The organism is Pseudonocardia alaniniphila (assembly GCF_022524485.1).
GTDB lineage: Bacteria > Actinomycetota > Actinomycetes > Mycobacteriales > Pseudonocardiaceae > Pseudonocardia > Pseudonocardia alaniniphila.
On record NZ_JAKXMK010000008.1, the window covers coordinates 264,200 to 289,228 of the forward strand.

Genomic DNA, 25,029 nt, shown 5'->3' on the forward strand with positions numbered 1-25,029 from the left:
TTCGTCCCGATCAGCAGAATCGTCGTGAACCAGCTCGACAACATGGAAGGAGTCGGTCATGCCACGCGTTCTTTTTCTGGGGGACGTCGTCGGGCCTGATGCGGTTGACTACGTCTGCGAGCGGATTCCGACGCTCCGTCGGGAGCGGCGGGTGGATCTCGTCGTGGTCAACGCCGAGAATGCGCTGCGCAGCGGCCCGCAGATCCGCACGGGCTTCGGCATGAGCCAGGACGTCGTGCGACGGCTCGTCGAGTCCGGTGTGGACGTCATCACCAGCGGGAACCACGCGTGGGACGGCGACGTCGCCGAGGTGGAACGAGTCCTGGCGCATCCCCGCGTGCTTCGCCCGGTCAACATGCCCGCCGGGGTTCCCGGCAAGGGGACGATCGCGCTGTGCGTCCGCGGCCACACGATCACGGTGGTCAACGTGATGAGTAAATCCGCGGTGGTCGAGGCCCAACCGATGTTCCAACGCTGGCTCGACTACCCGGGGCGCGTCGACCCTCTCTGGCCGGCTTGGGAGGCCGTCGATCGGCAGGGCGCCACCATCATCGACTTCCACGGCCTGGTGATCAGCGAGAAGCAGGCGTTCGCCTACGCGGTCGACGGCCAGGCCGCCGCCGTGCTGGGCACCCACACCCACGAGGCCACCCACCATCTACACCTCCTCCCCCACGGCACGGCGCTGGTCACCGACGTGGGGATGACCGGACGGCTCGGCGGCGTCACCGGGATCGCCCCGGCGCACTGGGTGGCCACCTTGCGGGGCGAAGACATCACCGACCTCCCGCCCTACGAGCTCGCCGAGGGCCCCATGACGCTCGGCGCGGTCGTGGTGACGATCGACGGAACCCGGTCCACGGCGATCGAGCGGGTTAACTGACCGCCCGCGGTTTCCTGCTGGTCGACAAGTTGGGTCCCGGGGCCGTCTCCCGGAAGGTCAGGGAGAGCCCGCCGCTCCGAGGAAGATCAACGTTCGGGGCCGCACAACCGCGCCCGACACGGTTCCCGGCCCCGATCTGCCGATCATGGACGCGAAGGGGCCGCTCTCGGCGAGCACCGGTTCACCGCCGGCAATGATCGCCATTTGGGGCCGCCCAGCCGCGCATCGCCCGGCCCCCGGTCCCCAAACGCCGATCATGGACGGCCGCCTGGGCCGACCGCCCGGCAAGGCACGAGCCGACCAGTCCGCCCGCTGGCGAAGATCAACGTTTGGGGCCGCACAACCGGGCCCGACACGGCTCTCGGTCCCGATCTGCTGATCATGGACCGCACAGGGACCATCTCCTGGCAGGCCACCGGCTCACCGACACCGATAATCGCCATCTTGGGGCCGTGCAGCCGCGTATCGCCCGGCCTCCGGCCCCCAAACGTCGATCATGGACGGCCCCGAGCCGACCGGCCCCGTAACCCCGCCGAGCTGCCCGCCCGATGATGATCAACTTCCGACACAAGGGTTGGCCGGCCGATCATGAGCATCAACGAGGCCGTCTCCGAGCGGGGCGCCCGCTCACCACACCGATGATCATCATTTGGGGCCGCGCAACCGCGTATCGCCCGGTTCCCGACCCCCAAATGCTGATCATGGTCGAGCGCCCGGCCCGCCGCCCAGCGCGGCACGGCCATCCCGCCCGCCTCCCGACCGTGATCACCGTTTGGGACCGCACAGCCGGGTCCCGCCCGGTTACTGGTCCCCAAACGCCGATCATGGGCAGCCCGAGCCGACCGGCCCGGCAAAGCCGCGCCGACCGCCCCGACGATGATCAAACTTCCGCACAAGGTTCCCGCCGACCTGCCGATCATGGACATCAACGGGGCCGTCTCACAGCGGAGGCGTCGGCTCACCACACCGATGATCATCATTCGGGGCCGCGCAACCGCGTCCCGCCCGGTTCCCGACCCCCAAATGCTGATCATGGTCGAGCGCCGGGCCCGCCACCCAGCGCGGCACGGCCATCCCGCCCGCCTCCCGACCGTGATCACCGTTTGGGGCCGCACAGCCGCGTACCGCCCGGCTCCCGGGCCCAAAACGCCGATCATGGACTCATCTCCGCGCGGTGGTCATCGTTTGGGGCCGCACACCCGCGCCTGGCACGGTTGCCGCTCCCCACTTGCCGATCATGAGCGCCGAACTCAGGTGCCTTCCCGGGGTTCGCCATGAGCAGGCGGGCAGCCTCGAAACCGATGAGTCCACGCCGCCCACGTGGTCTACCTGTCATGGAGACGAGAACAGGAGAATCCACAACTCCGCTGGCCAACGGCGGCGTGGCCACGAGGCTCCCGGCGCAGGACCTCGACCGGGCGCGGGCGTTCTATGCGGAGAAGCTGGGCCTCGATCCGGCGGAGGAGCGGCCGGGCGGGCTGCTGTACCACTGCGCGGAGGGCAGTTTTGCGCTGTTCGCCTCCTCAGGAGCTCCGTCGGGCTCGCACACGCAGATGGCGTGGAGCGTCGACGACATCGAGGCGACGGTCGGCGAGCTGCGGTCCCGCGGCGTCGTGTTCGAGGTCGTCGACCTGCCCGGCACCACCGCCGACGGGATCACGACGGTCTCGGGCAACTATCCGAGCAAGGGCACCGGCGAGCGGGGTGTCTGGTTCCGCGACAGCGAAGGCAACATGCTCGGTATCGGGCAGTCGATCAGCTGACGGGCTACCCCGGCGGCACGAGCGGCGCCTGGCACTCGGACGGACGGAGCGGCGCACGGCCATCCGGCGTCGACCGGTCTGTCGACGGCAGCAGGCAGCGCCGAGCGCTCGACCTTAAGGGTCGATGCTGCTATTCGGCGCAGCAACGGCCGACCAGATGGAGCATTGACCACCCATTCGTCGACGGGGATTCACCGCGCGGCACACCGACCGCAACCTGGATTCTCAGGTTCCGTGTGCCGGAAGCGGCGCGAAGTTAGCGTCCGGTGCCGTGAAGCGAGTGGTGGTCCGTGCCGCGTGGGTGACGGCATTCGTGGCACTGCCCCTGGTCCCTCTGGTACTCCTTGTCGGCGTCCGGGCCGAGCTCGAACCGGGGGTCTCGGTGGCGCTGGGGCTGGTGGCGCTCTCGGCCCTGTTCGGCGCGATCGTGGTGGCGTCCCGGTTGCGATCGCTCACCAGAGGGCTGGGGATGGAGCAGCTCCTGGTGGTGCACCGCTACATCGGCCTGGTGCTGCTCGGTCTCGTGCTGGCCCACACCGCGGTGGTGGTGCTCGCCAACCCTGCCCGCAACATCAAGTACCTCGACCTGGTGCACGCCTCACCGGGCATGCGTGCCGCCACCATCTCGACGCTCGCGCTGATCCTGCTCGCCCTGACCGCCCTGTTGCGCCGACGGCTACGGCTGCCCTACCAGGTGTGGCGGATCGCGCACCTGGCCCTCACCGCGACGGCCGTCGGCGGTGCCGCGCTTCACGTGGTCCTCCGGAACAACCTCGTCAACGAGGACGGGGCGCGCACCTGGTTCGTCTCACTCATCGGAGCGCTGGTCGTCATCCTCCTCGTGCGATGGTGTTTGCGTCCGTTGCTGGCCGAGCGCGGCGGTTTCCGCGTGCGGGGCATCCGCCCGGAATCGGACGACGTGAGCACGCTCGTGCTCGCACCCACAGGCTGGCGCCGCAGTTCCCGTCGCGACGCGCTGGCGTTCGCCCCTGGCCAGTTCGCCTGGCTGCGCCTGCGGCGCTGGGGCCTGCTCAGCGACCACCCGTTCACCATCGCATCGGGCGCCCGTGCCGACGGCACACTCGAGTTCACCGTTCGCCACATCGGCGACTACACCCGGACGCTGGGCCGCCTGCGACCCGGCACCAGGGTCTTCCTGGACGGGCCACACGGCTCGTTCAGCGTGGACCACATGCGCTCCACCGGGCTCGTCCTGCTCGCAGGCGGGGTCGGCATCACGCCGATGATGAGCATGCTGCGCACCCTCGCCGACCGCGGCGACCGGCGTCCTCATCGGCTGCTGGTCAGCGGCCGCTCCCCCGACGACCTGTTGTTCGCCGAGGAGTTGGAGGATCTCAAGGCTCGGCTCCACCTCACGGTCGTGCCGACTCTCACCCAGCCCTACCCGGGCTGGACAGGTTCCACCGGCCGGATCGACGCGGAGATGCTCTCCACGGTGCTGCCGGGCTCGTTCCGCCGCAACCAGCTCGACTACTTCCTCTGCGGTTCCGGCTCGTTCGTCAACGGCATGATCACCACGCTCGACGATATCGGCATCCCTCGCCAGCGGATCCACACCGAGCAGTTCGACGCGGTCTGATCGCCTCGGCGAGCGGACCGGAATTCAGGCCACCCGAAAACCGGGAAATCATGCCGGAATGGGTGACAGCCGCATCGGCATCCGTTCCTTGCAGCATGATGACGCCGTGGAGCTGCGCGAGCAATTGATCGTCGAAGGCTCGTTCCTCGACGATTCCACCCCGACGGTCGGGGCGTTGCCATGACCGGGCGATCGCTGCTCTGGGCCGTGATCGCACTCGCCGCGGTGGTCACGCTGGTCACCTCGGCCTGCGGAACCGGCGGAGGCACAACCGCCGGACCGGGCCCCACCGCGCCGGCGTCCGACCTCGACACGAGACTGCGTCCGATCATCACCGAAGCGATGAGGGACATGTCCGTGCCGGGCGTGGTCGTCCTGGTCCGTACCCCGGCCGGCCAGTACCTGGAGGCGTTCGGAACGCGCAGAGTCGGCACCGACGAGCCGGTGGAGGTCGGCGACCACTTCAGGATCGGTTCGAACACGAAGACGATGACCGGCACGGTGGTGCTGCAGCTGGTACAGGAAGGCCGGATCGGGTTGTCGGACCCGGTGGCGAAGTACCAGCCGAGGGTGCCCAACGGCGCCGACATCACCATCGCGCAGATGCTCGACATGCGCAGCGGGCTGTACAACTACAGCGAACTCGAATCGTTCAACCGCGCGATGGACGAGGACCCCGGCAAGGTCTGGCAGCCCCAGGAGCTCGTCGCTCTCGCCCTGGCCCAGCCGCCCTACTTCGCGCCCGGTCAGGGTTTTCACTACTCGAACACCAACACCGTGTTGCTCGGGATGATCATCGAACAGATCACCGGGCAGAAGCTGGAGAACGTCTTCCAGGAACGGATCTTCACCCCGCTCGGGCTGAGGAACACGGTGTTTCCCCCGCTCACATCGAATTCGATCCTCGACCCGCACCCGCAGGGTTACCTGTTCGGCACGAACGTCGCCACGCTGGCCGATCCCGCGCTTCCTCCTGATCAGCAGGCCGCCGCCCGCGAAGGCACCCTCGTGCCCAACGACGTCACCGGCATCAACCCGTCGTGGGCCTGGGCGGCAGGCGCGGCGATCTCCTCGGCAGAGGACCTGGCCACCTACGTGAAGCCGCTCGTCACGGGTGGTCTGCTCGATGCCGCAACGCAGAAACAACGCATCGACAGCCTTCCGCCGCCCACGCCGAACGGGATCAGCGCCTCGTACGGACTCGCCCTGGCCAGGTTCGGACCGATGATCGGCCACGACGGCTCACTGCCCGGATACCAGTCGTTCATGGGCTACGACCCCGACGGCGACAAGACGCTGATCGTGCTCACCAACCTGCAGGCCGCACCCAACGGCGCCCAGCCGGCGAACGAGATCGCCAAACGCATCATCGTCCAGGCCCAGCTCTGACCGATGACGAGCCCGTCATCCGCGCGGCGTGGCGTACTCGACGAGCGCGGCCCCACCCGGCCTCACGTCTGCCCAGGAGCCGGCCACGTCCAGCACCGCGATCGCCGACGTCTTCATCTCCGGCGACTTGCCGGTGAGTAGCTCGACGAGGTCGGCGAGGCCCGGGTTGTGCCCGATGAGGACGGCCGGTCCGACACCGTCGGGGAGGTCCCTGACAACGGCGAGCAGCTTCTTGGCCGACGCCTCGTAGACCCGTTTGTCGAAGACCGGGTCGGGCGCCTTGCCGAGTTCGTCGGCCACCAACTCCCAGGTCTCGCGGGTCCGGGCCGCGGGCGAGCACACGACCGCCCTGGGTCGGCCGATCCGCTTCCGCAGCCAGCGACCCACAGCGGGCGCGTCCCGGCGGCCCCGTTTGTTCAGTGGCCTCTTCTCGTCGGGCACGCCGTCGGGCCACGCCGACTTCGCGTGCCGGACGATCACCAGCCGGTGGGAGTCGTCAGCCATGTCGCACAACCTGTACCAGCAGTTCCGCGGTCATCTCGATGAGTGTTCCCGCCGATCCGCGCTTCTGCACGGCCACGGACGGCTCGTGACTCATCGATGCTGCCTGCGCCACCGGCGTTCGAAGTCCGACGCGGCCGCGGCGAGTGCCCGGCCCGCGTTGCGCTCCTCGCGCACCCGCTTTGCGGTGCCGTGGTCGTAGCCCGCCTTCCACGCTCGGCTTTCCGTGGCCTCGTAGAGGAACACGAAGGAGTACAGCAATCCGACCAGCGCCCCGCCGATCGCGGCCATCAGCCGCACCGACATCGGTCCGGGTATCAGGACCACGAGCACGACCGCGACCGGCACCACCTGAACGAGCAACCGCAGCAGGTGGCGCAACGGCCACGTGCGGCAGGTGACGTCGTGGAGCACCCACTCCCGGTACGCCATCGGAAGCCCGCCGCCGAGCGCGTACCAGAACCAACGGGCCGGACCAGGGCGTCGCTGCGATGCGGGAGTGGCCGGTGAAACCGGATTCCGTATGCGCGGTATCCACCTCATGTCGGGTCCTCCGATCTCCCGGACGCCATGGCCGTCCGGGAATGGATTCCCTCGAGAGCGACGCGAGTTCGCCCTGTTCGTGAGGTTACGCCGGGAGGGGGCGACTGTCCTGATCGAGAAGCGATCGACTACGCACGCTGTACGTACTTCGAGCTGATCGAGCTGAGCACGGTGCGGCAACACCGACAGCGATCGCCCCGAGTGGCCACGAGCGGGGGCCGGGCCGCATGCACAGCCCGGCCCCACCCCCTCGCGCAAGGGGTCAAGCACCGACGCGGTCGATGGCCGGGTCCCCAACCCGGTTCGCGTCTGCCTGACCCCTCGTTGGCCTGCGCAGACAGTCGACCAGCTCAGAGCCTCGACGTGCATGCGATTCCTGCTCGGCACCTATGCGTTTCCTGCGGCACGGTCACGGGAGCGGTCCGGAGCCAAGGTGCTCGCGCCGCCAGCCGGTCGGCGTCGTGCCGTACTGACGCCGGAACGCCCGTCCGAACGTGGTGATGTCGAGGAACCCGACCGCAGCCGCGATGCCCGGCATCGCGAGCCGGGCGTACCTCGGGTCGGACAGCATCAACCGTGCAGCGAGCAGCCGCTGCTCGCGCAGGTACGCACCGGGCGTTGTCCCGATCTGTGCGAACAGGCTGTACATGTGGCGGACCGACACGTGGTGCCGGCGCGCCAGCTCCTCGACCCGCAGCTGCGGATCGGCCAGGTGTTCGCGGACGTGCGTACGCATCATGTCGAGCAACACCTCCTCGGAGCCGGTCCCGCCCGGTACCGAGGGGGTGACGTCCCGCAACGCCATGACGAGCAGATCGACCGCAGCGCGCCCGGCGTCGAGTCGCTGCAGCGCGGTGAGGTCGTCGGCCATCTCGAACAGCCGATCGAGGTAGCCGTACACCATCTGCATGGCAGGGGCTGCCGGGTCGATGCTGCGTGCACAGCAGTCGGTGATCTCGGCGGTGGGGAGCGGGAGCAGCTCGCGGGGAAAACGCAGATTCACGCTGAGTACCTCGGCCGACGAGACTCGCTCGTAGCGGCTACGTCCCTCGATCAGAATGCCCGAGCCGGCCGCCAGCTCGGCGACGCGGTCGTGCTGGCGGACGTGGCCCCGACCGGCCAGCTGCCGCACGGAGAAGAGCATCAGGTCGTCGACCGACGCTCTCGCCGCCATCCGGTCGGTCCGGACCGCGGATATCGGCCCTCGGAACTGCGACCGAGAGAGCGTGAGGGCATCGCCCAGTTCCTGGACGGCCGACCACCCGCGGAAGTCGGGAGCCGTCCGAGCGATCATCGGTGTGTAGATCTGCCTGGTGACGTCTTCGTACTCCTCACCGGAGAACTCCCAAATCTGCACGGCCCTGAGGCTAGCTCCGGGCCATCCCCCCAGGTAGCAGCACTGCGAGTGCTCTTAGTGCTACCTGGACGGCTGTTGTCGTGACACGCAACCACCGTCGTTGGCACGACTCGGCCCGAGCCGGACAAAAATGAGGTACCGCACGGCCTCCTCCTAGTTGATGCGTCACCATTCGGTTATTGTTGACACATCCTCAAAGGGGGAGCGATGACCACTGACGTCCCGGTCGTGCGACGGCGCATGACCTCGCGAGAGCTACGGATCTGGCGGGCACTGCTCGACACGACCGCGGACCTGCGGCGGGTTCTCGGCGCCCAGCTGCAGGAGTCGAACCTCTCGCCTGCCGACTACGCGGTGCTGCTCGCGCTCAGCGAGGCCGTGGGACGCGAAGTACGGTCCACGCAGCTTGCGGCGATGATGGAGTGGGAGCGGAGCCGCCTCTCGCACCACCTCGGACGGATGGAACGGCGCGGCCTCATCCGGCGCGACGAGTGCCCCACCGACAACCGTGGCGCCCTCGTGTCCTTGACCGCGGACGGGGCAGACGTCTTCCGCCGCGCATCGTCCCCACACCTGCGAGCGATCAAGCGGCACTTCGCCGACGCCTTGACTCCCGCGCAGTTCGACGCGCTGGCCGAGATCCTCGACGCCATCCGCCGGCACCTCGACCGCGAGACCGACCAGTCATGACGCACCCGTGCCCGCGGCTCGCCGTGCTGGGCACGGGCCACGTCGGCTCGACCCTCGCCAGGGTGGCGGCCGAAGCCGGTCTCGACGCCGACGCGCCGGCGTGAGTTCGCGCTGGCCGGCAGCCGCGGCCCGAAGACCATCCACCTCGCTCCAGTACGAAAAAGGGAATCATCATGAACGCCCCCGACCCCCAGTTCCCGATCGTCCTCGGCCTCGACACCTTCGGCGACGTCGCCCGGGACGATCAGGGCCGGCTCGTGTCGCACGCCCAGGCCATCCGCAACCTCGTCGACGAGGGCGTGCAGGCCGAGGCCGTCGGACTCGACTTCTTCGGCATCGGCGAGCACCACACCCCGGACATGCCGCTGTCCGCCGCCGACGTCGTGCTGGGCGCGATCGCGGCGCGCACCGAGCGCATCCGGCTCGGATCCGCTGTGACCGTGCTGAGCTCCGACGACCCCGTCCGCGTCTTCCAGCGCTACTCGACGCTCGACGCCGTCTCCAACGGGCGCGCCGAGGTGATCCTCGGCCGTGGTTCCAGCGTCGACTCGTTCCCGCTCTTCGGCTACGACCTCGAGGACTACGAGGAGCTGTTCGAGGAGAAGACGAACCTGTTCGCCGAGCTGCTCAAGGGTGGACCGGTCACCTGGCACGGCACGACCCGCGCCGCGCTCGTCGACCAGGACGTGGTGCCCCACGTCGAATCGGGCCGGTTCCCCGCGTGGATCGGAGTCGGCGGCAGCCCCCAGTCCGTCATCCGCGCTGCCCGCTACGGCTTCTCGCTGATGCTCGCGATCATCGGCGGCTCGCCCCGACGCTTCGCGCCCTTCTCCGAGCTCTTCGCCCACGCCCTGAAGCAGCTCGGACAGCCGGCACGCCCGGTCGGAGTGCACTCACCCGGACACGTCGCCCACACCGACGAGCAGGCCGCCGAGGAGTTCTGGCCGCACTACCTCCAGGTGATCACACAGGTCAGCAGGACCCGTGGCTTCCGGATCCCGACCAAGGAGTCGTTCATGCACGACATCGGGCCCGGCGGCGCGCTCTACATCGGCTCGCCCGAGACCGTCGCCCAGAAAATCGCGGCGAACATGACCGCTCTCGGGGCCACGCGGTTCGACCTCAAGTACGGCATCGGCGGGCTCTCGCACGACAAGCTCATGACCAACATCGAACTGTTCGGGACGAAGGTGGCGCCGCGGGTCCGCGAGCTTCTCGCCTCAAAACCTCCGTGACCTGGGCGGGAAACGGCGAGCTCCTGCCGACTTCTGCGCCCCGGTGGCACGCAGTGCAACGAAGGTCACCGTTCGCACGGTCTGTGTCCCGAGTTGCGACAGTCGGTAGGTTCAGGTGATCGTCGCCGAGGCGCCGACCCGCACGACCACCTCCGTCGCAAGGAGCCGCGATCACGTTCCCGGAGTACCTGCTCGACCACTATGACCGGCTGCTCGAACTGTCGCTCGAGCACCTCGCCGTCGTGCTCGCCGGTCTGCTCATCGGCAGCGTGGTCGGGTTGGCCCTGGGCATGACCGTCCACCGCCGGCCGCGCGCGCGGACCCTCACCATCAACGCCTGCGGGCTGATCCTCACCGTGCCGTCGCTGGCGATGTACGCACTGCTGCTCGCGCTGCTGGGCACCATCGGGACCGTGCCGGTGGTCGTCGCGCTGGCGCTGTACTCGCTGCTGCCGATCGTGCGTAACACGATCACCGGCCTGACCGGGGTCGACGCGGCGGTCGTCGAGGCTGCCCAAGGCGTCGGGATGGGGCGCTGGCGCAGGCTGGTGAGCATCGAACTGCCGCTGGCGTGGCCGGTCGTGGTCACCGGGGTTCGGGTGTCGGCGGTGCTGCTGGTGGGAGTGGCGGCGCTGGGCCCGATCATCGGCGGCCCCGGACTCGGCGAGCTGATCTTCTCGGGCCTGCGGGTGATCTCGAGTCCCAACGCCGTCAACCTCGCCCTCATGGGCACGCTCGGTGTCGTGCTCGTGGGAATGCTCCTCGACGGTGCGTTCCTCGTCCTGACCCGCGTGACGACGTCCAGGGGAATTCGCTGATGCCCGACATGATCGAGCTGGAACAGCTGACCAAGCGGTACGACGGCCGGCCGTCCCCGGCGGTCGACTCCCTGGATCTGAGGATCGCCGAAGGCGAGATCGTCATCCTCGTCGGCCCGTCGGGCTGCGGGAAGACCACGACCCTCAAGATGATCAACCGGATCATCGAGCCGTCGTCGGGGATCATCCGGCTGCAGGGCGAGGACGTGACCAGGGAGAACCCCGACCGCCTCCGCCGCCGCATCGGCTATGTCATCCAGCAGGTCGGTCTCTTCCCCCACCAGACCATCGGACGCAACATCACCACGGTGCCCCGGCTGCTCGGTTGGCCGCAGAAGCGGATCGACGACCGGCTCGACGAGCTGATGCACCTCGTGGGCTTGGACCCCGCCACGTACCGCGACAGGTTCCCCAAAGAGCTCTCCGGAGGTCAGCGTCAGCGGGTCGGAGTCGCTCGCGCGCTGGCAGCGGACCCTCCGGTGATGCTGATGGACGAGCCGTTCGGCGCGCTCGACCCGATCAGCCGCGAACGCCTGCAGAACGAGTTCCTCCGCCTGCAGGAGGAGATCCGCAAGACCATCGTCTTCGTCACGCACGACATCGACGAAGCGATCAAGATGGGAGACCGGATCGCCATCCTCCGCGAGGGGTCGGTGGTCGCGCAGTACGACACCCCGGAGAGGGTGCTCGCGGCACCTGCCGACGACTTCGTGCGGGAGTTCATCGGCTCCGGCGCGTCGCTCAAGCGGCTCGGTCTCGTACGGGTACGCGACGTCGAGCTCGAGCAGTGGCCGACGTCCGCGATCAGCGCGGGCCGGGAGGCGGCGCTGCGCGCGCTCGAGGCGTCGGAACACGGGGCGCTGCTGCTGCTCGACGAGCAGCGCAGGCCACTGCGGTGGGCACATGCCCGTGAGCTGGGGCAGTCCGGCGGATCGCTCGAGGACGTGGGGCTGGAGGTCCGCGCGACGGTCGAGCCCACCGCGACGCTGGCGGGCGCGCTGGACGCGATGGTCGGTAGCCGCGTGGGTGTGGTGGTCGTCGTCGACGACTCCGGGGCGCTGCTGGGCACCGTCGACATGCGGGTGATCATGGCCGCGGTCGAGACCGTGCGCACCGACGCCCGCGAACAGGTGCCCGAGGAGGTATCGGCTCGGTGAGCCTCGCCATCGAGGATCCGTACGCCCGCAGCGATGAGATGCTCGACCAGCCCGGTCCGCACAGGTCCCGGGCGGCGTGGTGGCGGCGCTACCTCGGCGTTCCTGCGGTGCTGGCACTCGTCTGCATCGGCGTCGCCGTCTTCGTCGCCGTTGCCGACCTCGACGACGTCGAGCAGCGTTTGCTCACCCTCGGCGGCCTGCTCAACGCCACGCTCGTGCACCTGCAGCTCGTCGGTCTCTCCACGCTGCTGGTCATCGTCATCGCCGTGCCGCTGGGGATCCTGGTCACCAGGCCTGCGGCACGCCGGCTGACCCCGCTCGTCGTCGGGCTGGGCAACATCGCGCAGTCGGTGCCCTCGCTCGGCGTGATCGTTCTCTTCGCGATCCTGTTCGCCCCCGGGTTCCGGGGTGCTGTCGTCGCGCTGGTCGTCTACGCGTTCCTTCCCATCCTGCGCAACACGATCGTCGGGCTGCAGCAGATCGATCCGTTCGTCGTGGAATCGGCGCGGGGCATGGGCATGTCGAGCAACCGAGTGCTGCGTGAGATCGAGTTGCCGCTCGCCGTGCCGGTGATCCTCGCCGGCGTGCGCACCGCGGCCGTCATCAACGTCGGGACGGCCACCATCGGTGCGCTCACCAATGCCGGAGGGCTCGGCAGCGTCGTGTACGGCGGAATCGTGCAGAGCCGCACGCCCGTCATCGTGGTCGCGAGCATTCTCACCGCGGTGCTCGCCCTCCTGGTCGACCACGTGCTCGGCGTGGCGGAGGACGTTCTCCGGCCTCGCGGCCTGTAGGTCCATCGAGATTCACTCGCCAAAGGAGGCGCTGTGCCGTTTTGTGCCACGACGACCCGCAAGCTCCGTGTGCTGAGCGCACTGGCCGTGGCCGGCCTGCTCGCGCTATCGGGATGCAGTAGCGGCGCAGGTGGCTCGGGCGGCGCCGACACGGGCGACTCGGTCGCGGCGAGCATCCACCTGGCAGGCACCCAGATCGCCGTGGGCTCCAAGGAGTTCACCGAGCAGCAGATCCTCGGCCAGGTGGCCGTGCAGGCCCTGGAAGCCGCCGGTGCGACGGTGGACGACCGCACGAACCTCGTCGGCACGCCCGTCGTGCGCGGCGCGTTGCAGTCGGGCGAGATCGACATGTACTGGGAGTACACGGGCACCGCATGGCTCGGGCCGCTCGGCAACACCGATCCGATCCCCGGCGAGCAGGCCCAGTTCGACGCCGTGAAGCAAGCCGACGCCGCGAACGGGATCACCTGGTTCGCCATGGCCGGCGCCAACAACGCCTACGCGATCGCCGCGAACCCCGACGCCGCGAAGGAGCTCGGCGTCTCCACCATCAGCGACTGGGCGCGGTTGGCGCAGCAGAACCCGCGGGCGGCCGCCCTGTGCACCTCCGCGGAGTTCCCCACCCGCAACGACGGCCTGCCCGCGGTCGAGAAAACCTACGGCTTCGACCTCCCCGCCGCCAATGTCGCCGTTCTCGACTTCGGGCTGGTCTACACGAGCGTCGCCGCGCGCGAGCCGTGCAACTTCGCGGTCGTCTTCGGCACCGACGCCCAGGTGCTCCAGAACAAGCTCGTCGTACTCCAGGACGACAAGCAGGCCCTGGCCACCTACAACGTGGCCGTCAGCATGCGGACGGACGTGTACCAGGCCAACGCGGCCGCCTACGACACACTGTTCGGCGCGATCGCGAAGCAACTCACCACCGAGCGCGCCACGCAGCTCAACGCCAAGGTCGACATCGACGGCGAGACGCCCGAGGACGCCGCCAGGGAGTTCCTCGTCGAGACCAAGATCATCAACGGCTGACCCGCAAGGTCGATCTTCGCAGCTCAACGTGGGGGCATTGCCACAGCAGAGCCGTGAGAGAAGGGTGTCGGACGACCGGCGGCGCCGCCGGGGCGCCACCCCGATCGGAAGGGGGTGGATCGTGTACGCACGCTCCACCACAGTCCTCGCACATTCGGAGGCGATCGACGCGGGAGTCGAGCACATCCGCGACGAGGTCATGCCGACGGTGTTGCGGGTAGACGGGTGCGTCGGCCTGTCCATGCTGGTCGATCGCACATCCGGCTGCTGCATCATCACGACCGCATGGCGGGATGAGGAAGCCATGCACGCGAGTGAAGGCTGGCTACGACCCGTCCGCGAGCGGGCGGGCGAGGTGCTCGGCGGCAGGCCGCAGGTCGACGAGTGGGAGATCGCCGTCCTGCACCGCGATCACACCTCGAAGCCGGGCGCGTGCGTTCGCGCCACCTGGGTGCGGACGAATCCCGAGGACACCGACCGCCTCATCGACATCCACAGGTTGGGGCTGCTGCCGGAGATCGAGACCTACGACGGGTTCTGCAGCGCGAGCCTGATGGTCGATCGCACATCCGGCTATGCCGTCTCGTCGGTGACCTTCGACAGCCGCGACGCCATGGAGCGGACCCGCGACGCGGCGACCACTCTGCGGGAGTGGGGCACCAGGGAGGCGAATGGCCAGATCATCGAAGTGAGTGAGTTCGAACTGGCGCTCGCCCATCTGCGGGTCCCCGAGATGGCCTGAACGGCGCGCGGCCGACTACAGCGACGGGGGAAACGCCCGGAGCCGGTCGGGCGCTCCCCGTCGCGTCACGAGGTAGATCAGGGTCGGTGCTCGGTGCCGGACGGCGGGGCCTGGGTGGCGGCGGGGGAGCCGGTGCCCGCCGCGCCGTCCGTGCCCGGCGTGGCGGCGGCCTGCCCGTCCGCCGTTCGCCCGCCGCGGCGCCAGAGAAGCCGACTCTGTCCGCTCCGGGTGCCGGCGACGTCGGCCGCCGGGTCCGCGTCCTTGTGGGAGACCACTCTCGACGCGAAGTTCTTCGCTGCGTGCGCGCCTTCACCGGCCATGTCCCAGCCACGTTCCCGCAGCCGCTTGGCCTGCGGCCCGTGGGCGTACTCGACCGCCTGCCTCCGCAGCTTGTCCAGCTGCCGGCGGCCGTCGGGCTGACCGGCGTAGTAGCCGATTCCGGCCGCAATCACGTGACTGAGCAGCCCCATGGCGTCCTCCTGGATCATGTCCGAAGCGGTGCGCACGCCGATGTACGCACCCAGTCATCGGTTACCCGATCCCGATGGCGCTGATGCTTCACATCTGTATCGAGCGGCGCGGCGGCAGCGCGTCCACGAGCCGGTCGAGCTCGTCCTCGGTGTTGTAGTAGTGGACCGAGGCGCGCACCACCTCCGCCAGACCCCGGCGGGGCATGTCGAGCTGGGCAGATCTGGCCCGGGAGATGGTGGTCCGCACCCCGCGCTCACGCAGCGTCCTCTGCACCTCCTCGCAGGAGACGCCGTCGACGGTGAACGTGACGATGCCGCAGCGGCGAAGGCCCTGGTCGTGGACGCGTACCCCGCTCACCGCCTGCAGCCGTTCGCGCAGCGTCTCGGCCAGGACCGTGACCCGCGCCTCGATGGCCGCAAGCCCCCACTCGAGGGCGTAGTCGACGGCGACGCCCAACCCGATCCGTGCGGCGACATCGCTCTCCCAGTTCTCGAAACGGCGCGCGTCGGGCCGCATCTCGTAGCGGTCCGGAGCCGTCAACGTGGCGGCGTGCAGGTCCAGAAACGGCGGCTCCAGCCGTTCGAGCAGCGAGCGACGCACGTACAGGAACCCCGTTCCGCGCGGTCCGCGCAGGAACTTGCGACCGGTGGCCGACAGCATGTCGCAGCCGATGCGCTCGACGTCCACCTGCAACTGGCCCACCGACTGGCAGGCATCGAGCAGGAACGGCACTCCGGCCTCGCGGGCGACGGCGCCGACCTCCTCGGCAGGGTTGACGAGCCCGCCGTGCGTGGGTACGTGCGTCATCGCGATGAGCCCGACCCTCCCCGCGCCGTCCTGCAGGCGCCTGCACAGGTCGGTCACGGACAGCTGGCCGTGCTCGTCGTCGTCGACGACCTCCACGACCGCACCCGCGCGCGCTGCCACCTGCAGGAAGGCGATGACGTTGCTGGCGTACTCGGCGTGGGCGGTCAGGATGCGGTCGCCGGGTTTGAGGGGCATGGCGTAGAAGGCCATGTCCCAGGCGCGCGTGGCGTTCTCGACCAGGGCGATCTCGTCCTGCTCGCAGCCGAGCAGCCGGGCCACGGCCTGGTAGGTGCCGTCGAGCCGGTCGGCCGCCATGGCGGCGGCCTCGTACCCGCCGACCTCCGCCTCCGTGCGAAGGTGCTCGATCACCGCGTCGGTCACCTGTCGCGGCGGAAGCGCCGCTCCTGCGTTGTCCAGATGTGCCACGTCGTGCGCACCAGGGGTGTCGTTGCGAGCCCGCTCGACGTCGAAGTCCACGCGATCACACGCTAACGAAACGCGGCCTGGTCTTTCCAGGCGGCGTCTCGCGTTTCGATCTACGGGTAGGCGTAGCCACACGCGTCGCTGGCCTTTCCGCCGCTGACGCCGGCACGCACCAGCAGTGGGAAGCACGCCTGACGATCCACGAATGAGCTGCTGGCTCCCTGATCGCAGGCATTCCTGACCTTCGGACCGATGATGACCCCCTCCCGTCGCAGATAGTCGACGCACTGGGCCTCGGTCGCCGAGGCCGGAGTGGCGATGGCAACGGGAATGGCGATCGTGGTGAGAGCCAGGACTGCTGCCGCAGCAAGCGCCCGGCTTGCTCGATGAGTCGTCTCTGTCATGACTCCCACCGTGACGGCCCGACCGCGGTCGCCAGTAGGGCCGTGGATCATCGGTAGGGCTGACAGAGCGCAGGGCGCCCGGTGACGGCCGTCATCACCGGAATGTTCTTCGCAGGATGCGGACGCGGAGTTCCCTATCGGGCGTTACGCAGCCTGATCCCGCTGAATCCCAGCGTGCTCGCCGTCACCGCCTCCCAGAACGTCCACAGCGTCGGCAGCACGCGCAGTTCGATGCCGGCCTCCTCGTGCAGTGCGAAGAGGTCACCCACCGGCTCCGGCGGGCCCAGCGGGCGCACCGGCACCTCCGCGACGTGGGCAGACGGCTCCGGCTCGCCGAACCGCCGCGCCGGCTCGGGTTCCGCGTACGGGCGGAACAGCGTCGCCGGAAACCGGTAGGCGTAGAGGCGCACCGTCCGTATCCGCTCCAGCCACCCGTACTCCACGGCATGGACCCGCGAACCCCCGTACGGGCCGATGATCCGCGCGACGTCCGCGCTGGTGGATCCGGCGCGCGGCCACGCCATCACCCGCGGGCACTGGCGCGGAAACCAGTAGGACGGCGCCCTCAGCGCATCGACGGCCCACACGTAGGCGTCCGAGATCCGGGCCGTGGCGGCGACATGGGGGACGAATTCCGCGATCGTCGGGTCCTCCGAGAAGTGGAGAACCTCGCCCTCACGTGGTCGCACGGCAGTTCACCAGAACAGCGTGTGATTCACGCCTGGCGAGGACAAGTCATTTCCTTGCCGGGCGGACTCGACCGTGAGTCCGCCTCGAGCAGCGTCGGGCAAGGACGTACAAGACCGGACGCTCACGGCGGCGGATACTCACGACCATGACGATGTCGGATCCGGTGAACGTCCCCACTGCCCTCGCGTCCTTCGACGACGTGTACAGCCCTCGGATCGTGGCCAGGATGAACGACTACGACGTGCGGATCGCCCACACCAAGGGCGAGCACGTATGGCACGTGCACGAGTCCACCGACGAGTTCTTCCTGGTGCTCGACGGCCGGTTCGACATCGCGCTGCGCGATGCCGACGGCCGCGAGAGAACCGTGGTGCTGCACCGAGGCGACGCATTCGTCGTCCCGAAGGGCATCGAGCACAAACCGTCCTCTCCCGGGGGCTCGATCCTCATGTTCGAGCCGAGCGGTACCTCCACAACCGGCGATCGGCACGAGGGCGCGATCCCCGAGCACGTCGACAGCACCGCCGGACACGACCTCCATCAGCCGCGGTAACCGCGGTCAGACCGCGGCGGCCCGGGCGGGCACGACCACGACCGGGCACGGAGCGTGGTTGACCAGCTGTGTGGCGACCGATCCCGTGAGCAGATGGCGGAACCCGCCATGACCCCGGGAGCCCACCACCACCAGGTCCGCGGATCGGCCGAGCCGGATGAGCTCCTCGGACGGGTTGCCGGCGCGGACCTGCAGGTGCATGACCTCCGGTGCAGGCTCCCCGTCGAGGGCCTTGCCCACCTGGTCCCGAAGCAGCTGCTCCGCCCGCCTGCGCGCCGGCGCGTCCAGCGACGATGCGGCCTCCGGCCCCACGTCCGCGCTGAGATAGGGCTCCTGCCACACCTCGACGACGGTCAGCTCGACACCTCGCAGGTTCGCCTCCTCGATCGCGAACCGCAGCGCGTCAACCGCGTGCACCGACCGGTCGACGCCGACGACGATCCCACCCATGACGCACCCCTTCCGGTCGCCACTCCCGATGTCAGGGCAAGTGTGCGCGCAGCCGTCCGGTCTGCACACAGACGTTCGTCAGCGGGCTCCGGCCAGTCCGGCGGCGGTGTCGTCGTAGGCGCCGGCGGCGCGGCCTGCCTCCAGGCGGGCGACGGGAATGCGGAACGGGCTGCACGAGACGTAGTCGAGCTCGGCCTCGTGGAAGAAGTGCACGGACTCCGGGTCGCCCCCGTGCTCGCCGCACACCCCCATCTTGAGCCCGGGCCGCGCGCGCCGGCCTTCCTCGACGGCGATCCGGACGAGACGGCCGACGCCGATGGCATCGAGCGTCTCGAAGGGCGACACCGTGAACACGCCCTTGTCCAGGTACGCGGCGAAGAAGGCCGCCTCGACGTCGTCGCGGGAGAACCCCCAGGCGGTCTGGGTGAGGTCGTTGGTGCCGAACGAGAAGAAGTCGGCTGCCTCGGCGATCCGGCCCGCCGTGAGCGCCGCCCTCGGCAGCTCGATCATCGTTCCGACGGGAATGTCGAGGGTGACGTTCTCCCGCTCGGCCACCTCGGCGAGCACGCCGTCGGTCTCGTCCCGGATCAGGTGCAGTTCCATCACCGACCCGACGAGCGGAACCATGATCTCCACCTGAGGGTCGCCGCCTGCCTTGATGCGTTCCGCGGCGGCCTCCGCGATCGCGCGGACCTGCATCGCGAACAGCCCGGGCACGACCAGTCCCAACCGCACGCCCCGCAGCCCCAGCATCGGGTTCGACTCGTGCAACCGCTCCACCGCGGCGAGCAGCGTCTCGTCGGCGGCGGTGTCCTCACCGCGTTCCCGGGCGACGGCGACCCGCACGGACAGCTCGGTCCGGTCGGGTAGGAACTCGTGCAGCGGCGGATCCAACAGGCGGATCGTCACCGGCAGCCCGTCCATCGCCTCCAGCAGTTCGACGAAGTCGCCGCGCTGTTGCGGCATCAACGCCTCCAGCGCCGAGGCCCGTGCCGCTGCGGAGTCGGCGAGGATCAGGCGCTCGACGAGCGCGCGGCGGTCGCCGAGGAACATGTGCTCGGTCCGGCACAGGCCGATGCCCTCGGCGCCGAGCCGACGGGCGCGCGCCGCGTCCTCGCCGGTGTCGGCGTTGGCCCGCACCCCGAGGCGCCGGGTGGAGTCGGCGTGGGTGAGAACGCGGTGCACGGCCTGCACCAGCTCGGCGGTCTCCTCGTCCGCCCCGGTCAGCGCGGCGTCGAGGCCCTCCTCCAGGTATGTCGCCACGGGTGAGGTCATCACCGGCACGTCGCCGAGGAACACCTCCCCGGTGGACCCGTCGATGGCGATGACGTCGCCCTCGTTCACGACGATGTCGCCGACGCGGGCCGTCCGGGCTGCGGCGTCGACGTCGATGGCCTCCGCGCCGCACACGCACGTGCGTCCCATACCGCGGGCCACCACAGCGGCGTGTGACGTCTTGCCGCCGCGGCTGGTCAGCACCCCGGCTGCGGCGATCATGCCTTCGAGATCGTCGGGGTTGGTCTCCCGGCGCACGAGGATGACCGAGTCGCCGGCAGCGTGCCGGGCGACGGCCGTGGCGGAGTCGAACACGGCCTCCCCCACGGCCGCGCCCGGCGAGGCGGCCAGGCCGGTGGCGAGTCGGGTCCGCGCGGCGGAGCGGTCGAACTGCGGGAACATCAGCCGTGCGAGCTGGTCACCCGTGACCCGCTGCAACGCCTCGTCCATCGTGATCAGCTGCTCGTCGACGAGCTGGGCGGCGATCCGGAACGCGGCGGCGGCCGTGCGCTTGCCGACCCGCGTCTGCAGCATCCACAGCTTGCCGCGTTCGATCGTGAACTCGATGTCGCACAGGTCCCGGTAGTGGGTCTCCAACCGGCGCATCACCGCGTACAGCTGGCGCGCCGACTTCGGGTCACGTTCGGCCAGGTCGGCGAGGGTGAGGGTGTTGCGGATGCCCGCGACGACGTCCTCGCCCTGGGCATTGGGCAGGTAGTCGCCGTACACGCCCTGCCGTCCGGTGGCCGGGTCGCGGGTGAAGCACACCCCGGTGCCCGAGTCCGGACCGAGGTTGCCGAACACCATCGTGCACACGTTCACGGCGGTGCCGAGATCGTCCGGGATCCGCTCGCGGCGGCGGTAGAGCCGGGCCCGCTCGGTGTTCCAGGAGTCGAACACGGCGTTCATCGCCAGGTCGAGCTGCTCGCGTGGCTGCTGCGGGAACGACCGTCCCGTCTCCTGGTGCACCACCTTCTTGTAGACCTCGACGAGCTCCTCGAGGTCGTTCGCGCCGAGGTCGACGTCCTGGGTGACGCCCCGCGACCGCTTCATGGAGTCCATCGCCTCGACGAACAAGGCATCGTCGATACCGAGCACGGTCTTGCCGAACATCGCGATGAGCCGCCGGTAGGAGTCCCAGGCGAACCGCTCGTCCCCGGACACGCCGGCCAGACCGCGGACCGAGACGTCGTTCAGCCCGATGTTGAGGACCGTCTCCATCATCCCGGGCATCGAGAACTTCGCCCCGGACCGCACCGACACCAGCAGCGGATCCTGAGGATCCCCGAGCTGGCGGCCGACCCTGTCCTCCAACGCCCGCAGCGCGCGCGTCACCTGCACCCTGAGCTCCGGCGGCACCACACCGTCGGCCAGGTACCGCCGGCACGCCTCGGTCGTCACCGTGAACCCCGGTGGCACGGGCAACCCGAGCCGGGTCATCTCGGCAAGGTTGGCCCCCTTGCCGCCGAGAAGATCCTTCTCCTCCTTGCTGCCCTCGCTGAACTCGTACACGTACTTCGGCATCAGCTCCACCTCACGGAAGCCGGCGGCAGGTCGCGAGCACCAGCACTGTGACCCCGCCGGGTCGGGTTTTTCAACAGGCACTCGGGGGTCGTCACAGCACTCACCTGCCGGCACCCGATGCCGGCTGCGAATCCGTGCTTCCGGATAGCGTGATCGAGTGCTCGCGGATGGGTCACACGTCTTCGTCGTCCCCGGCGACATCACGCACCTCGCCGCCGACGCCTGGCTGCTCCCCACCGACCGGACGCTGCACATCACGGAGGGGTGGTATCGAGCGGTCCCTCACCTGCGCGAGTCGGTCGCGCGCCTCGGTGAGGACGCAGCGGAGTTCCGGGCCGAGCGGGTCAAGGCGCTCGTGCTCCCCGGTTGGTCCGAGCAGGAGCCTCAGCCCGTCCTCGTCCCGGTTCCCTTCGTGGGAATCCGCCGCGCCGAGCAGATCGTCGAGCCGCTGACCGCGGCGTTGCCCGCCGCGGCCGACCCCGCCCGGATGCGGGCCAAGAGCCGTCCGCGCAGCCAGCAGCGGCACCTCCCGCTCGTCGCGATGCCGATGTTCGGCTCGTCGGGCGGCGGCGGGGATTGGCTCCGCGGTGAGCTGCTGCGGAGCATTCTCGAGGTCGCGAACGCGGTCGGCCGCGAGCAGGGCATCGACGTCGTGCTCGTGCTCCGCGACGCCCCCGACCTCGCGCGGGCCCACGACATCCGCCGCGCCGACCCGCTGACCTGGGCGGTGCTCGGTGAGGCCCTGGTGCGCCAGGCCCAGGACCTCGCCGAGAAGGCGAGCGCCGGGCAGCTCGTGCCGTTCATCGGCGCGGGCGTCTCGGTGTCGGCAGGCCTTCCGACCTGGAGTGATCTCCTGGCGAGGTTGCTCGACGACAGCGGCCTGCCGCTCGCGGAGCACGACGGGTTCTCGAAGCTCGACGCGCTCGACCAGGCACACGTCCTGCGCCGTCTCCTCACCGAGCAGGGCGCCTCGTTCAACGAGGCTGTCGCCCGGCACGTCCAGGCGCCGCGCTACGGCCTCGCCCCCGCGCAGTTGGCGGCGTTGCCGACCCGCGAGGCCGTCACGCTCAACTACGACACGCTCTACGAGAAAGCCTCGCAGGACATGGGGCAGCATCTCGCCGTCCTCCCCGAGGAGGCGGTGCAACCGGACGGGCGCTGGCTGCTCAAGTTGCACGGCACCGTCACCCGCCCGGACACGATCGTGCTGACCCGCGAGGACTACCTCGGCTACGGCCGCGGCCGGGAAGCCCTCTCCGCGCTCGCGAAGGCCATGCTGCTCACCCGGCACCTGCTGTTCGTCGGGTTCGGCCTGGCTGACGACCACTTCCACGAGCTCATGCACGACGTCCGTGAGGTGCTACCCACGTCCGTCCGTGGGGAGGGGAAGCTCGGCACCGCACTGCTGATGGAGCCCGACGCGTTGCGTACCCGGCTGTGGGGCGCCGATCTCGATCTCGTCCCGATGGGTGGCGCCGATATCCCCGAGCAGGGACGACGGCTGGAGATCTTCCTCGACTGCCTGCTCGCCCACGCCGACCGAGGCCTGCACTACTTCCTCGACGAGCGCTACCGCCACCGTCTCACCGCGCCCGAGCAGCGGCTCCGCGGGCGCTTGCTCGCTCTCACCGCCGAGGCGACCCCGGACGAGCGGGCGACGCCCGCGTGGGCAGAGGTCGCGGCCCTGCTGCGGTCACTCGGCCATCGCGAGTAGACCGGCCACGATCGACGGGGCAGGCCTGGCCGAGGGCAACACCGCACGGACCCGCCGAAGCGCGGCCTCGGGTGTCGACCCCGTGACGAGGGCGCCGTAGGCCGCGGCGACGATGGGCGTACGCGCCTCGGCGAACACGCAGTGCAGCAGCACGGTCTTGCCCTCCTCACGCAGGTCCCGGATGACGGAGGCGGTATCGGCGAGCAGGCCGGGCAGGTCGAGGTTCGCGTCGTCCCGGTCGGTGATCCAGACCTCGACGTGATCGGGCGCCGGCACGCCGGCCAACGGCGCCTGCGTGGCGCCCAGCCTGCAGAGGCTGACGACCGCGTCGGCGACGCCGGGCCGCAGCGCACCGACCGCGCCCAGCAGCACTCCCGGATCGTCCGGGTGCGGGACGGTCGCTCGTGGAGAGCCCGCGTAGGCCTGGATGGTCGGGGCGCTCGGCCACCCGTCGCCGTCGGGCCGACCGCGGCGGGCAGCGAGCACGGCGAGACGGGTCAGGTCGCGCGCCCGCAGTCCCGGCCAGCCCTGGAGCAGCCGCCGCCACCGGCCAGGCACCATGCTTCCGCCGTATCGGGCCCCGAGCAGCGCCCCGGCGATCGCGGCGACCGTGTCGGTGTCCCCGCCGCCGTGCACCGCGGCCTGCAGCCCCGCTTCGAGCCCGTCCGCCTGCGCGACCGCCGACCACGCCGCTTGCAGCGCCGCGACCACCCAGCCGTTGTTCGCCGCGTACCGATCCGGCGTGGAGCGCTCCGCCTCGTCGAGCAGGGCCGGCCACTGCGGCCCGACGTACCCGAGCCCCACCCGCACGTCGAGTTCACCCGTCCGCACCGCGTGGTCGATCGCCAAGCACCACAACACGCACGCGTCCCCCGCCTGCGGGTCGTGGTGGGTCAGGCCGCTGACCGCGCGGGCCGCCTGCGCAATCGCCTCCGGGTCGCCGAGATGTGCGAGCACGGCGGGTCCGGTCCGCATCAACGACCCGTTCCCCGCGGTACGCCCGCTACGGGCATGCAACTCGGCCGCCCGCGCTCGCATCTTCGCCGCCGCGCCCGCCTCGGCCGTGCCGCGCAGCGCTCCGAGTACGGCGCGGGTCTGGTTGCCGACGTCGGCCGGGCCGTCGTCGTACCAGCGCAGAAAGCCTGCGGCGACGCGGTCGAGCGCGGCTTCGTCACGCAGGTCCGCGCCCGTCGCAGCGATCTCGGCGATGACGCACGCCATCTCGGTGTCGTCGCTCCACTGCCCCGGCGCGTAGTCGCCGAGGCCGCCGCCCAGCATTCGTGCTTCCTCCCCGGGCCGCGGAAGCGGGCGGCTGCCGTACTCGTAGGGCACGCCGAGGGCGTCGCCCGCGGCGGCGCCGACCAGGACACCGACCGCACGGTCCAGGTTCACGTAGGTCATGCCGTCACCAGCTCGTGCCGAGGGTTGATCGCGACGGTCTGCACGGCCCGACCGCGCCAGCCGAGCACCGAGACCCGGGCGTCCGCCGTCGCACCGCGCCCGTTCGCGTCCAGCGGGACGCTCCTCGTCTGCTGCGCGAACTGTCGCGCACGCGGGCCGGGAGTCGGGATCGCCGGCCTCCTGACCGCGTCGACCGCCGCGGCGTGCAGCATCCCGTCCCACACCTGGGCGAGCGTCCGCGGCGAGTCGAAGACCTCGAGCAGCACCGGCCATCCGCTGATCCCGATCAGCACCCCGCTCTGGAACGGCAGCGGCCGCAGATCCCCCACGAGCGCCGCCGCCGCGTCGTCGACGCTGCGCGTGGTCTCCAGGAGCGACTCGGTGGCGCTCTGCCCGTACCGGCGCACCCGCTCCCACACCTCGTGCTGCCCGACCGCGGCACGTACCTGGACCGGCGCGCGCCGTCCGGTTCGGACGTGCTCGCCGCCGCCGTTCCAGCGCCCGTGCTCCACGCACCGCACCTCGAGCACGACCGACGCGCCCGGTTCCACCACCACCGACCGTGCCGCGACCCGGTGCTGCCAGCCGCCCTCGAGCAGCTCTCCCTCCAGCACGAGCGCGGGCCGGGCGCCGCCGTTCGTCACGACGAGCTCCCCCACGACCGGCGCCCCGGCCCGCTCCGCCACCTCGATCCACGGAGCGTGGAGGTCGTAACCACGCTTCTCCACCGCCGCCCCGTTGAACACGGGGAACACCGTCAACGCTCCGCGCACCACCGGGTTGCCCACGTGCACGTCCGCCAGCTCCATCACACACTCC

The 25,029-nt window shown here is 70.1% G+C and carries 25 protein-coding genes; 14 read left to right on the forward strand and 11 right to left on the reverse strand.

The features are described 5' to 3' along the window. Window positions 1–58: 58 nt before the first annotated feature. The 5 genes from MMF94_RS11075 to MMF94_RS11090 all read left to right on the forward strand — a co-directional run bounded on the left by MMF94_RS11075 (window position 59) and on the right by MMF94_RS11090 (window position 5,635). Window positions 59–883, forward strand: a complete 825-nt coding sequence (locus tag MMF94_RS11075) for a YmdB family metallophosphoesterase (RefSeq protein ID WP_241036256.1) — start codon at window positions 59–61, stop codon at window positions 881–883. A 1,334-nt stretch (window positions 884–2,217) separates the two neighbouring features. Then, entirely contained in the window at window positions 2,218–2,646 is a 429-nt protein-coding gene (locus tag MMF94_RS11080) for a VOC family protein (protein ID WP_241036257.1), read from the forward strand. A gap of 271 nt (window positions 2,647–2,917) precedes the next feature. Further along, window positions 2,918–4,246, forward strand: a complete 1,329-nt coding sequence (locus tag MMF94_RS11085; RefSeq protein WP_241036258.1) for a ferredoxin reductase family protein — start codon at window positions 2,918–2,920, stop codon at window positions 4,244–4,246. Window positions 4,247–4,304: 58 nt separating this feature from the next. After that, window positions 4,305–4,430, forward strand: coding sequence for a hypothetical protein (locus MMF94_RS43315; protein WP_277398692.1), 126 nt, complete (start codon window positions 4,305–4,307; stop codon window positions 4,428–4,430). Then, window positions 4,427–5,635: a serine hydrolase domain-containing protein gene (locus MMF94_RS11090; RefSeq protein WP_241036259.1), complete on the forward strand. Its 1,209-nt coding sequence runs from the start codon at window positions 4,427–4,429 to the stop codon at window positions 5,633–5,635. The genes MMF94_RS43315 and MMF94_RS11090 overlap by 4 nt, the downstream gene beginning before the upstream one ends. Before the next feature lie 15 nt (window positions 5,636–5,650). On the opposite strand, the gene MMF94_RS11095 is transcribed toward MMF94_RS11090, so the two are convergent. The 3 genes from MMF94_RS11095 to MMF94_RS11105 form a co-directional block, all read right to left on the reverse strand. Continuing rightward, window positions 5,651–6,139, reverse strand: a complete 489-nt coding sequence (locus MMF94_RS11095) for a SixA phosphatase family protein (protein ID WP_241036260.1) — start codon at window positions 6,137–6,139, stop codon at window positions 5,651–5,653. 90 nt (window positions 6,140–6,229) lie between these two features. Beyond that, window positions 6,230–6,679 carry a DUF5313 family protein gene (locus MMF94_RS43730; RefSeq protein ID WP_277398693.1) on the reverse strand — a complete coding sequence of 150 codons (450 nt, stop codon included), beginning with the start codon at window positions 6,677–6,679 and terminating at the stop codon, window positions 6,230–6,232. A 409-nt stretch (window positions 6,680–7,088) separates the two neighbouring features. Further along, window positions 7,089–8,036 (reverse strand): helix-turn-helix domain-containing protein, encoded by a 948-nt coding sequence (locus MMF94_RS11105; protein WP_241036262.1) that lies wholly within the window; start codon window positions 8,034–8,036, stop codon window positions 7,089–7,091. 207 nt (window positions 8,037–8,243) lie between these two features. Here MMF94_RS11105 and MMF94_RS11110 point away from each other — a divergent pair, with 207 nt between their 5' ends. The 7 genes from MMF94_RS11110 to MMF94_RS11140 all read left to right on the forward strand — a co-directional run bounded on the left by MMF94_RS11110 (window position 8,244) and on the right by MMF94_RS11140 (window position 14,498). Next, window positions 8,244–8,726: a MarR family winged helix-turn-helix transcriptional regulator gene (locus MMF94_RS11110; protein ID WP_241036263.1), complete on the forward strand. Its 483-nt coding sequence runs from the start codon at window positions 8,244–8,246 to the stop codon at window positions 8,724–8,726. A gap of 173 nt (window positions 8,727–8,899) precedes the next feature. Further along, window positions 8,900–9,961, forward strand: coding sequence for an LLM class flavin-dependent oxidoreductase (locus tag MMF94_RS11115; RefSeq protein ID WP_241036264.1), 1,062 nt, complete (start codon window positions 8,900–8,902; stop codon window positions 9,959–9,961). A 242-nt stretch (window positions 9,962–10,203) separates the two neighbouring features. Then, window positions 10,204–10,779, forward strand: coding sequence for an ABC transporter permease (locus tag MMF94_RS11120; RefSeq protein ID WP_241036265.1), 576 nt, complete (start codon window positions 10,204–10,206; stop codon window positions 10,777–10,779). Beyond that, on the forward strand, window positions 10,779–11,936 hold the full coding sequence (locus MMF94_RS11125) for an ABC transporter ATP-binding protein (RefSeq protein WP_277398694.1): 1,158 nt from the start codon (window positions 10,779–10,781) through the stop codon (window positions 11,934–11,936). The genes MMF94_RS11120 and MMF94_RS11125 overlap by 1 nt, the downstream gene beginning before the upstream one ends. Further along, a complete protein-coding gene (locus tag MMF94_RS11130; RefSeq protein WP_241036266.1) occupies window positions 11,933–12,730 on the forward strand; it encodes an ABC transporter permease in 798 nt (265 codons plus the stop codon). The genes MMF94_RS11125 and MMF94_RS11130 overlap by 4 nt, the downstream gene beginning before the upstream one ends. 33 nt (window positions 12,731–12,763) lie before the next feature. Continuing rightward, the gene (locus MMF94_RS11135) at window positions 12,764–13,756 is read left to right on the forward strand and encodes a glycine betaine ABC transporter substrate-binding protein (RefSeq protein ID WP_241036267.1); all 993 of its coding nucleotides are present in this window, start codon (window positions 12,764–12,766) and stop codon (window positions 13,754–13,756) included. Between the two features lie 121 nt (window positions 13,757–13,877). Then, a complete protein-coding gene (locus MMF94_RS11140; protein ID WP_241036268.1) occupies window positions 13,878–14,498 on the forward strand; it encodes a hypothetical protein in 621 nt (206 codons plus the stop codon). 77 nt (window positions 14,499–14,575) lie between these two features. On the opposite strand, the gene MMF94_RS11145 is transcribed toward MMF94_RS11140, so the two are convergent. The 4 genes from MMF94_RS11145 to MMF94_RS11160 form a co-directional block, all read right to left on the reverse strand. After that, entirely contained in the window at window positions 14,576–14,986 is a 411-nt protein-coding gene (locus tag MMF94_RS11145) for a hypothetical protein (RefSeq protein ID WP_241036269.1), read from the reverse strand. A gap of 70 nt (window positions 14,987–15,056) precedes the next feature. Beyond that, a complete protein-coding gene (locus MMF94_RS11150) occupies window positions 15,057–16,253 on the reverse strand; it encodes an aminotransferase class V-fold PLP-dependent enzyme (RefSeq protein ID WP_241036270.1) in 1,197 nt (398 codons plus the stop codon). 59 nt (window positions 16,254–16,312) lie between these two features. Next, window positions 16,313–16,603: a hypothetical protein gene (locus MMF94_RS11155; RefSeq protein WP_241036271.1), complete on the reverse strand. Its 291-nt coding sequence runs from the start codon at window positions 16,601–16,603 to the stop codon at window positions 16,313–16,315. A 134-nt stretch (window positions 16,604–16,737) separates the two neighbouring features. Continuing rightward, window positions 16,738–17,292, reverse strand: a complete 555-nt coding sequence (locus MMF94_RS11160; RefSeq protein ID WP_241036272.1) for a DUF6886 family protein — start codon at window positions 17,290–17,292, stop codon at window positions 16,738–16,740. A 152-nt stretch (window positions 17,293–17,444) separates the two neighbouring features. Here MMF94_RS11160 and MMF94_RS11165 point away from each other — a divergent pair, with 152 nt between their 5' ends. Next, complete coding sequence (locus MMF94_RS11165) at window positions 17,445–17,846, forward strand: cupin domain-containing protein (RefSeq protein ID WP_241036300.1); 402 nt, start codon at window positions 17,445–17,447, stop codon at window positions 17,844–17,846. A gap of 6 nt (window positions 17,847–17,852) precedes the next feature. Here the strand turns inward: MMF94_RS11165 and MMF94_RS11170 are convergent, their stop codons facing one another. Both MMF94_RS11170 and ppdK read right to left on the reverse strand, forming a co-directional pair. Next, window positions 17,853–18,296, reverse strand: a complete 444-nt coding sequence (locus MMF94_RS11170; protein WP_241036273.1) for a universal stress protein — start codon at window positions 18,294–18,296, stop codon at window positions 17,853–17,855. A 78-nt stretch (window positions 18,297–18,374) separates the two neighbouring features. After that, the gene (gene ppdK, locus MMF94_RS11175) at window positions 18,375–21,095 is read right to left on the reverse strand and encodes a pyruvate, phosphate dikinase (RefSeq protein WP_241036274.1); all 2,721 of its coding nucleotides are present in this window, start codon (window positions 21,093–21,095) and stop codon (window positions 18,375–18,377) included. 157 nt (window positions 21,096–21,252) lie between these two features. Between ppdK and MMF94_RS11180 the strand changes: the two genes are divergently transcribed. After that, window positions 21,253–22,809, forward strand: a complete 1,557-nt coding sequence (locus MMF94_RS11180) for an SIR2 family NAD-dependent protein deacylase (RefSeq protein ID WP_241036275.1) — start codon at window positions 21,253–21,255, stop codon at window positions 22,807–22,809. Here MMF94_RS11180 and MMF94_RS11185 read toward each other — a convergent pair. Both MMF94_RS11185 and MMF94_RS11190 read right to left on the reverse strand, forming a co-directional pair. Further along, window positions 22,789–24,210: an ADP-ribosylglycohydrolase family protein gene (locus MMF94_RS11185; RefSeq protein WP_241036276.1), complete on the reverse strand. Its 1,422-nt coding sequence runs from the start codon at window positions 24,208–24,210 to the stop codon at window positions 22,789–22,791. The genes MMF94_RS11180 and MMF94_RS11185 overlap by 21 nt on opposite strands. Beyond that, a complete protein-coding gene (locus MMF94_RS11190) occupies window positions 24,207–25,019 on the reverse strand; it encodes an ARPP-1 family domain-containing protein (protein WP_241036277.1) in 813 nt (270 codons plus the stop codon). Before MMF94_RS11190 ends, MMF94_RS11185 begins: the two co-directional genes overlap by 4 nt. Window positions 25,020–25,029: the final 10 nt, after the last annotated feature.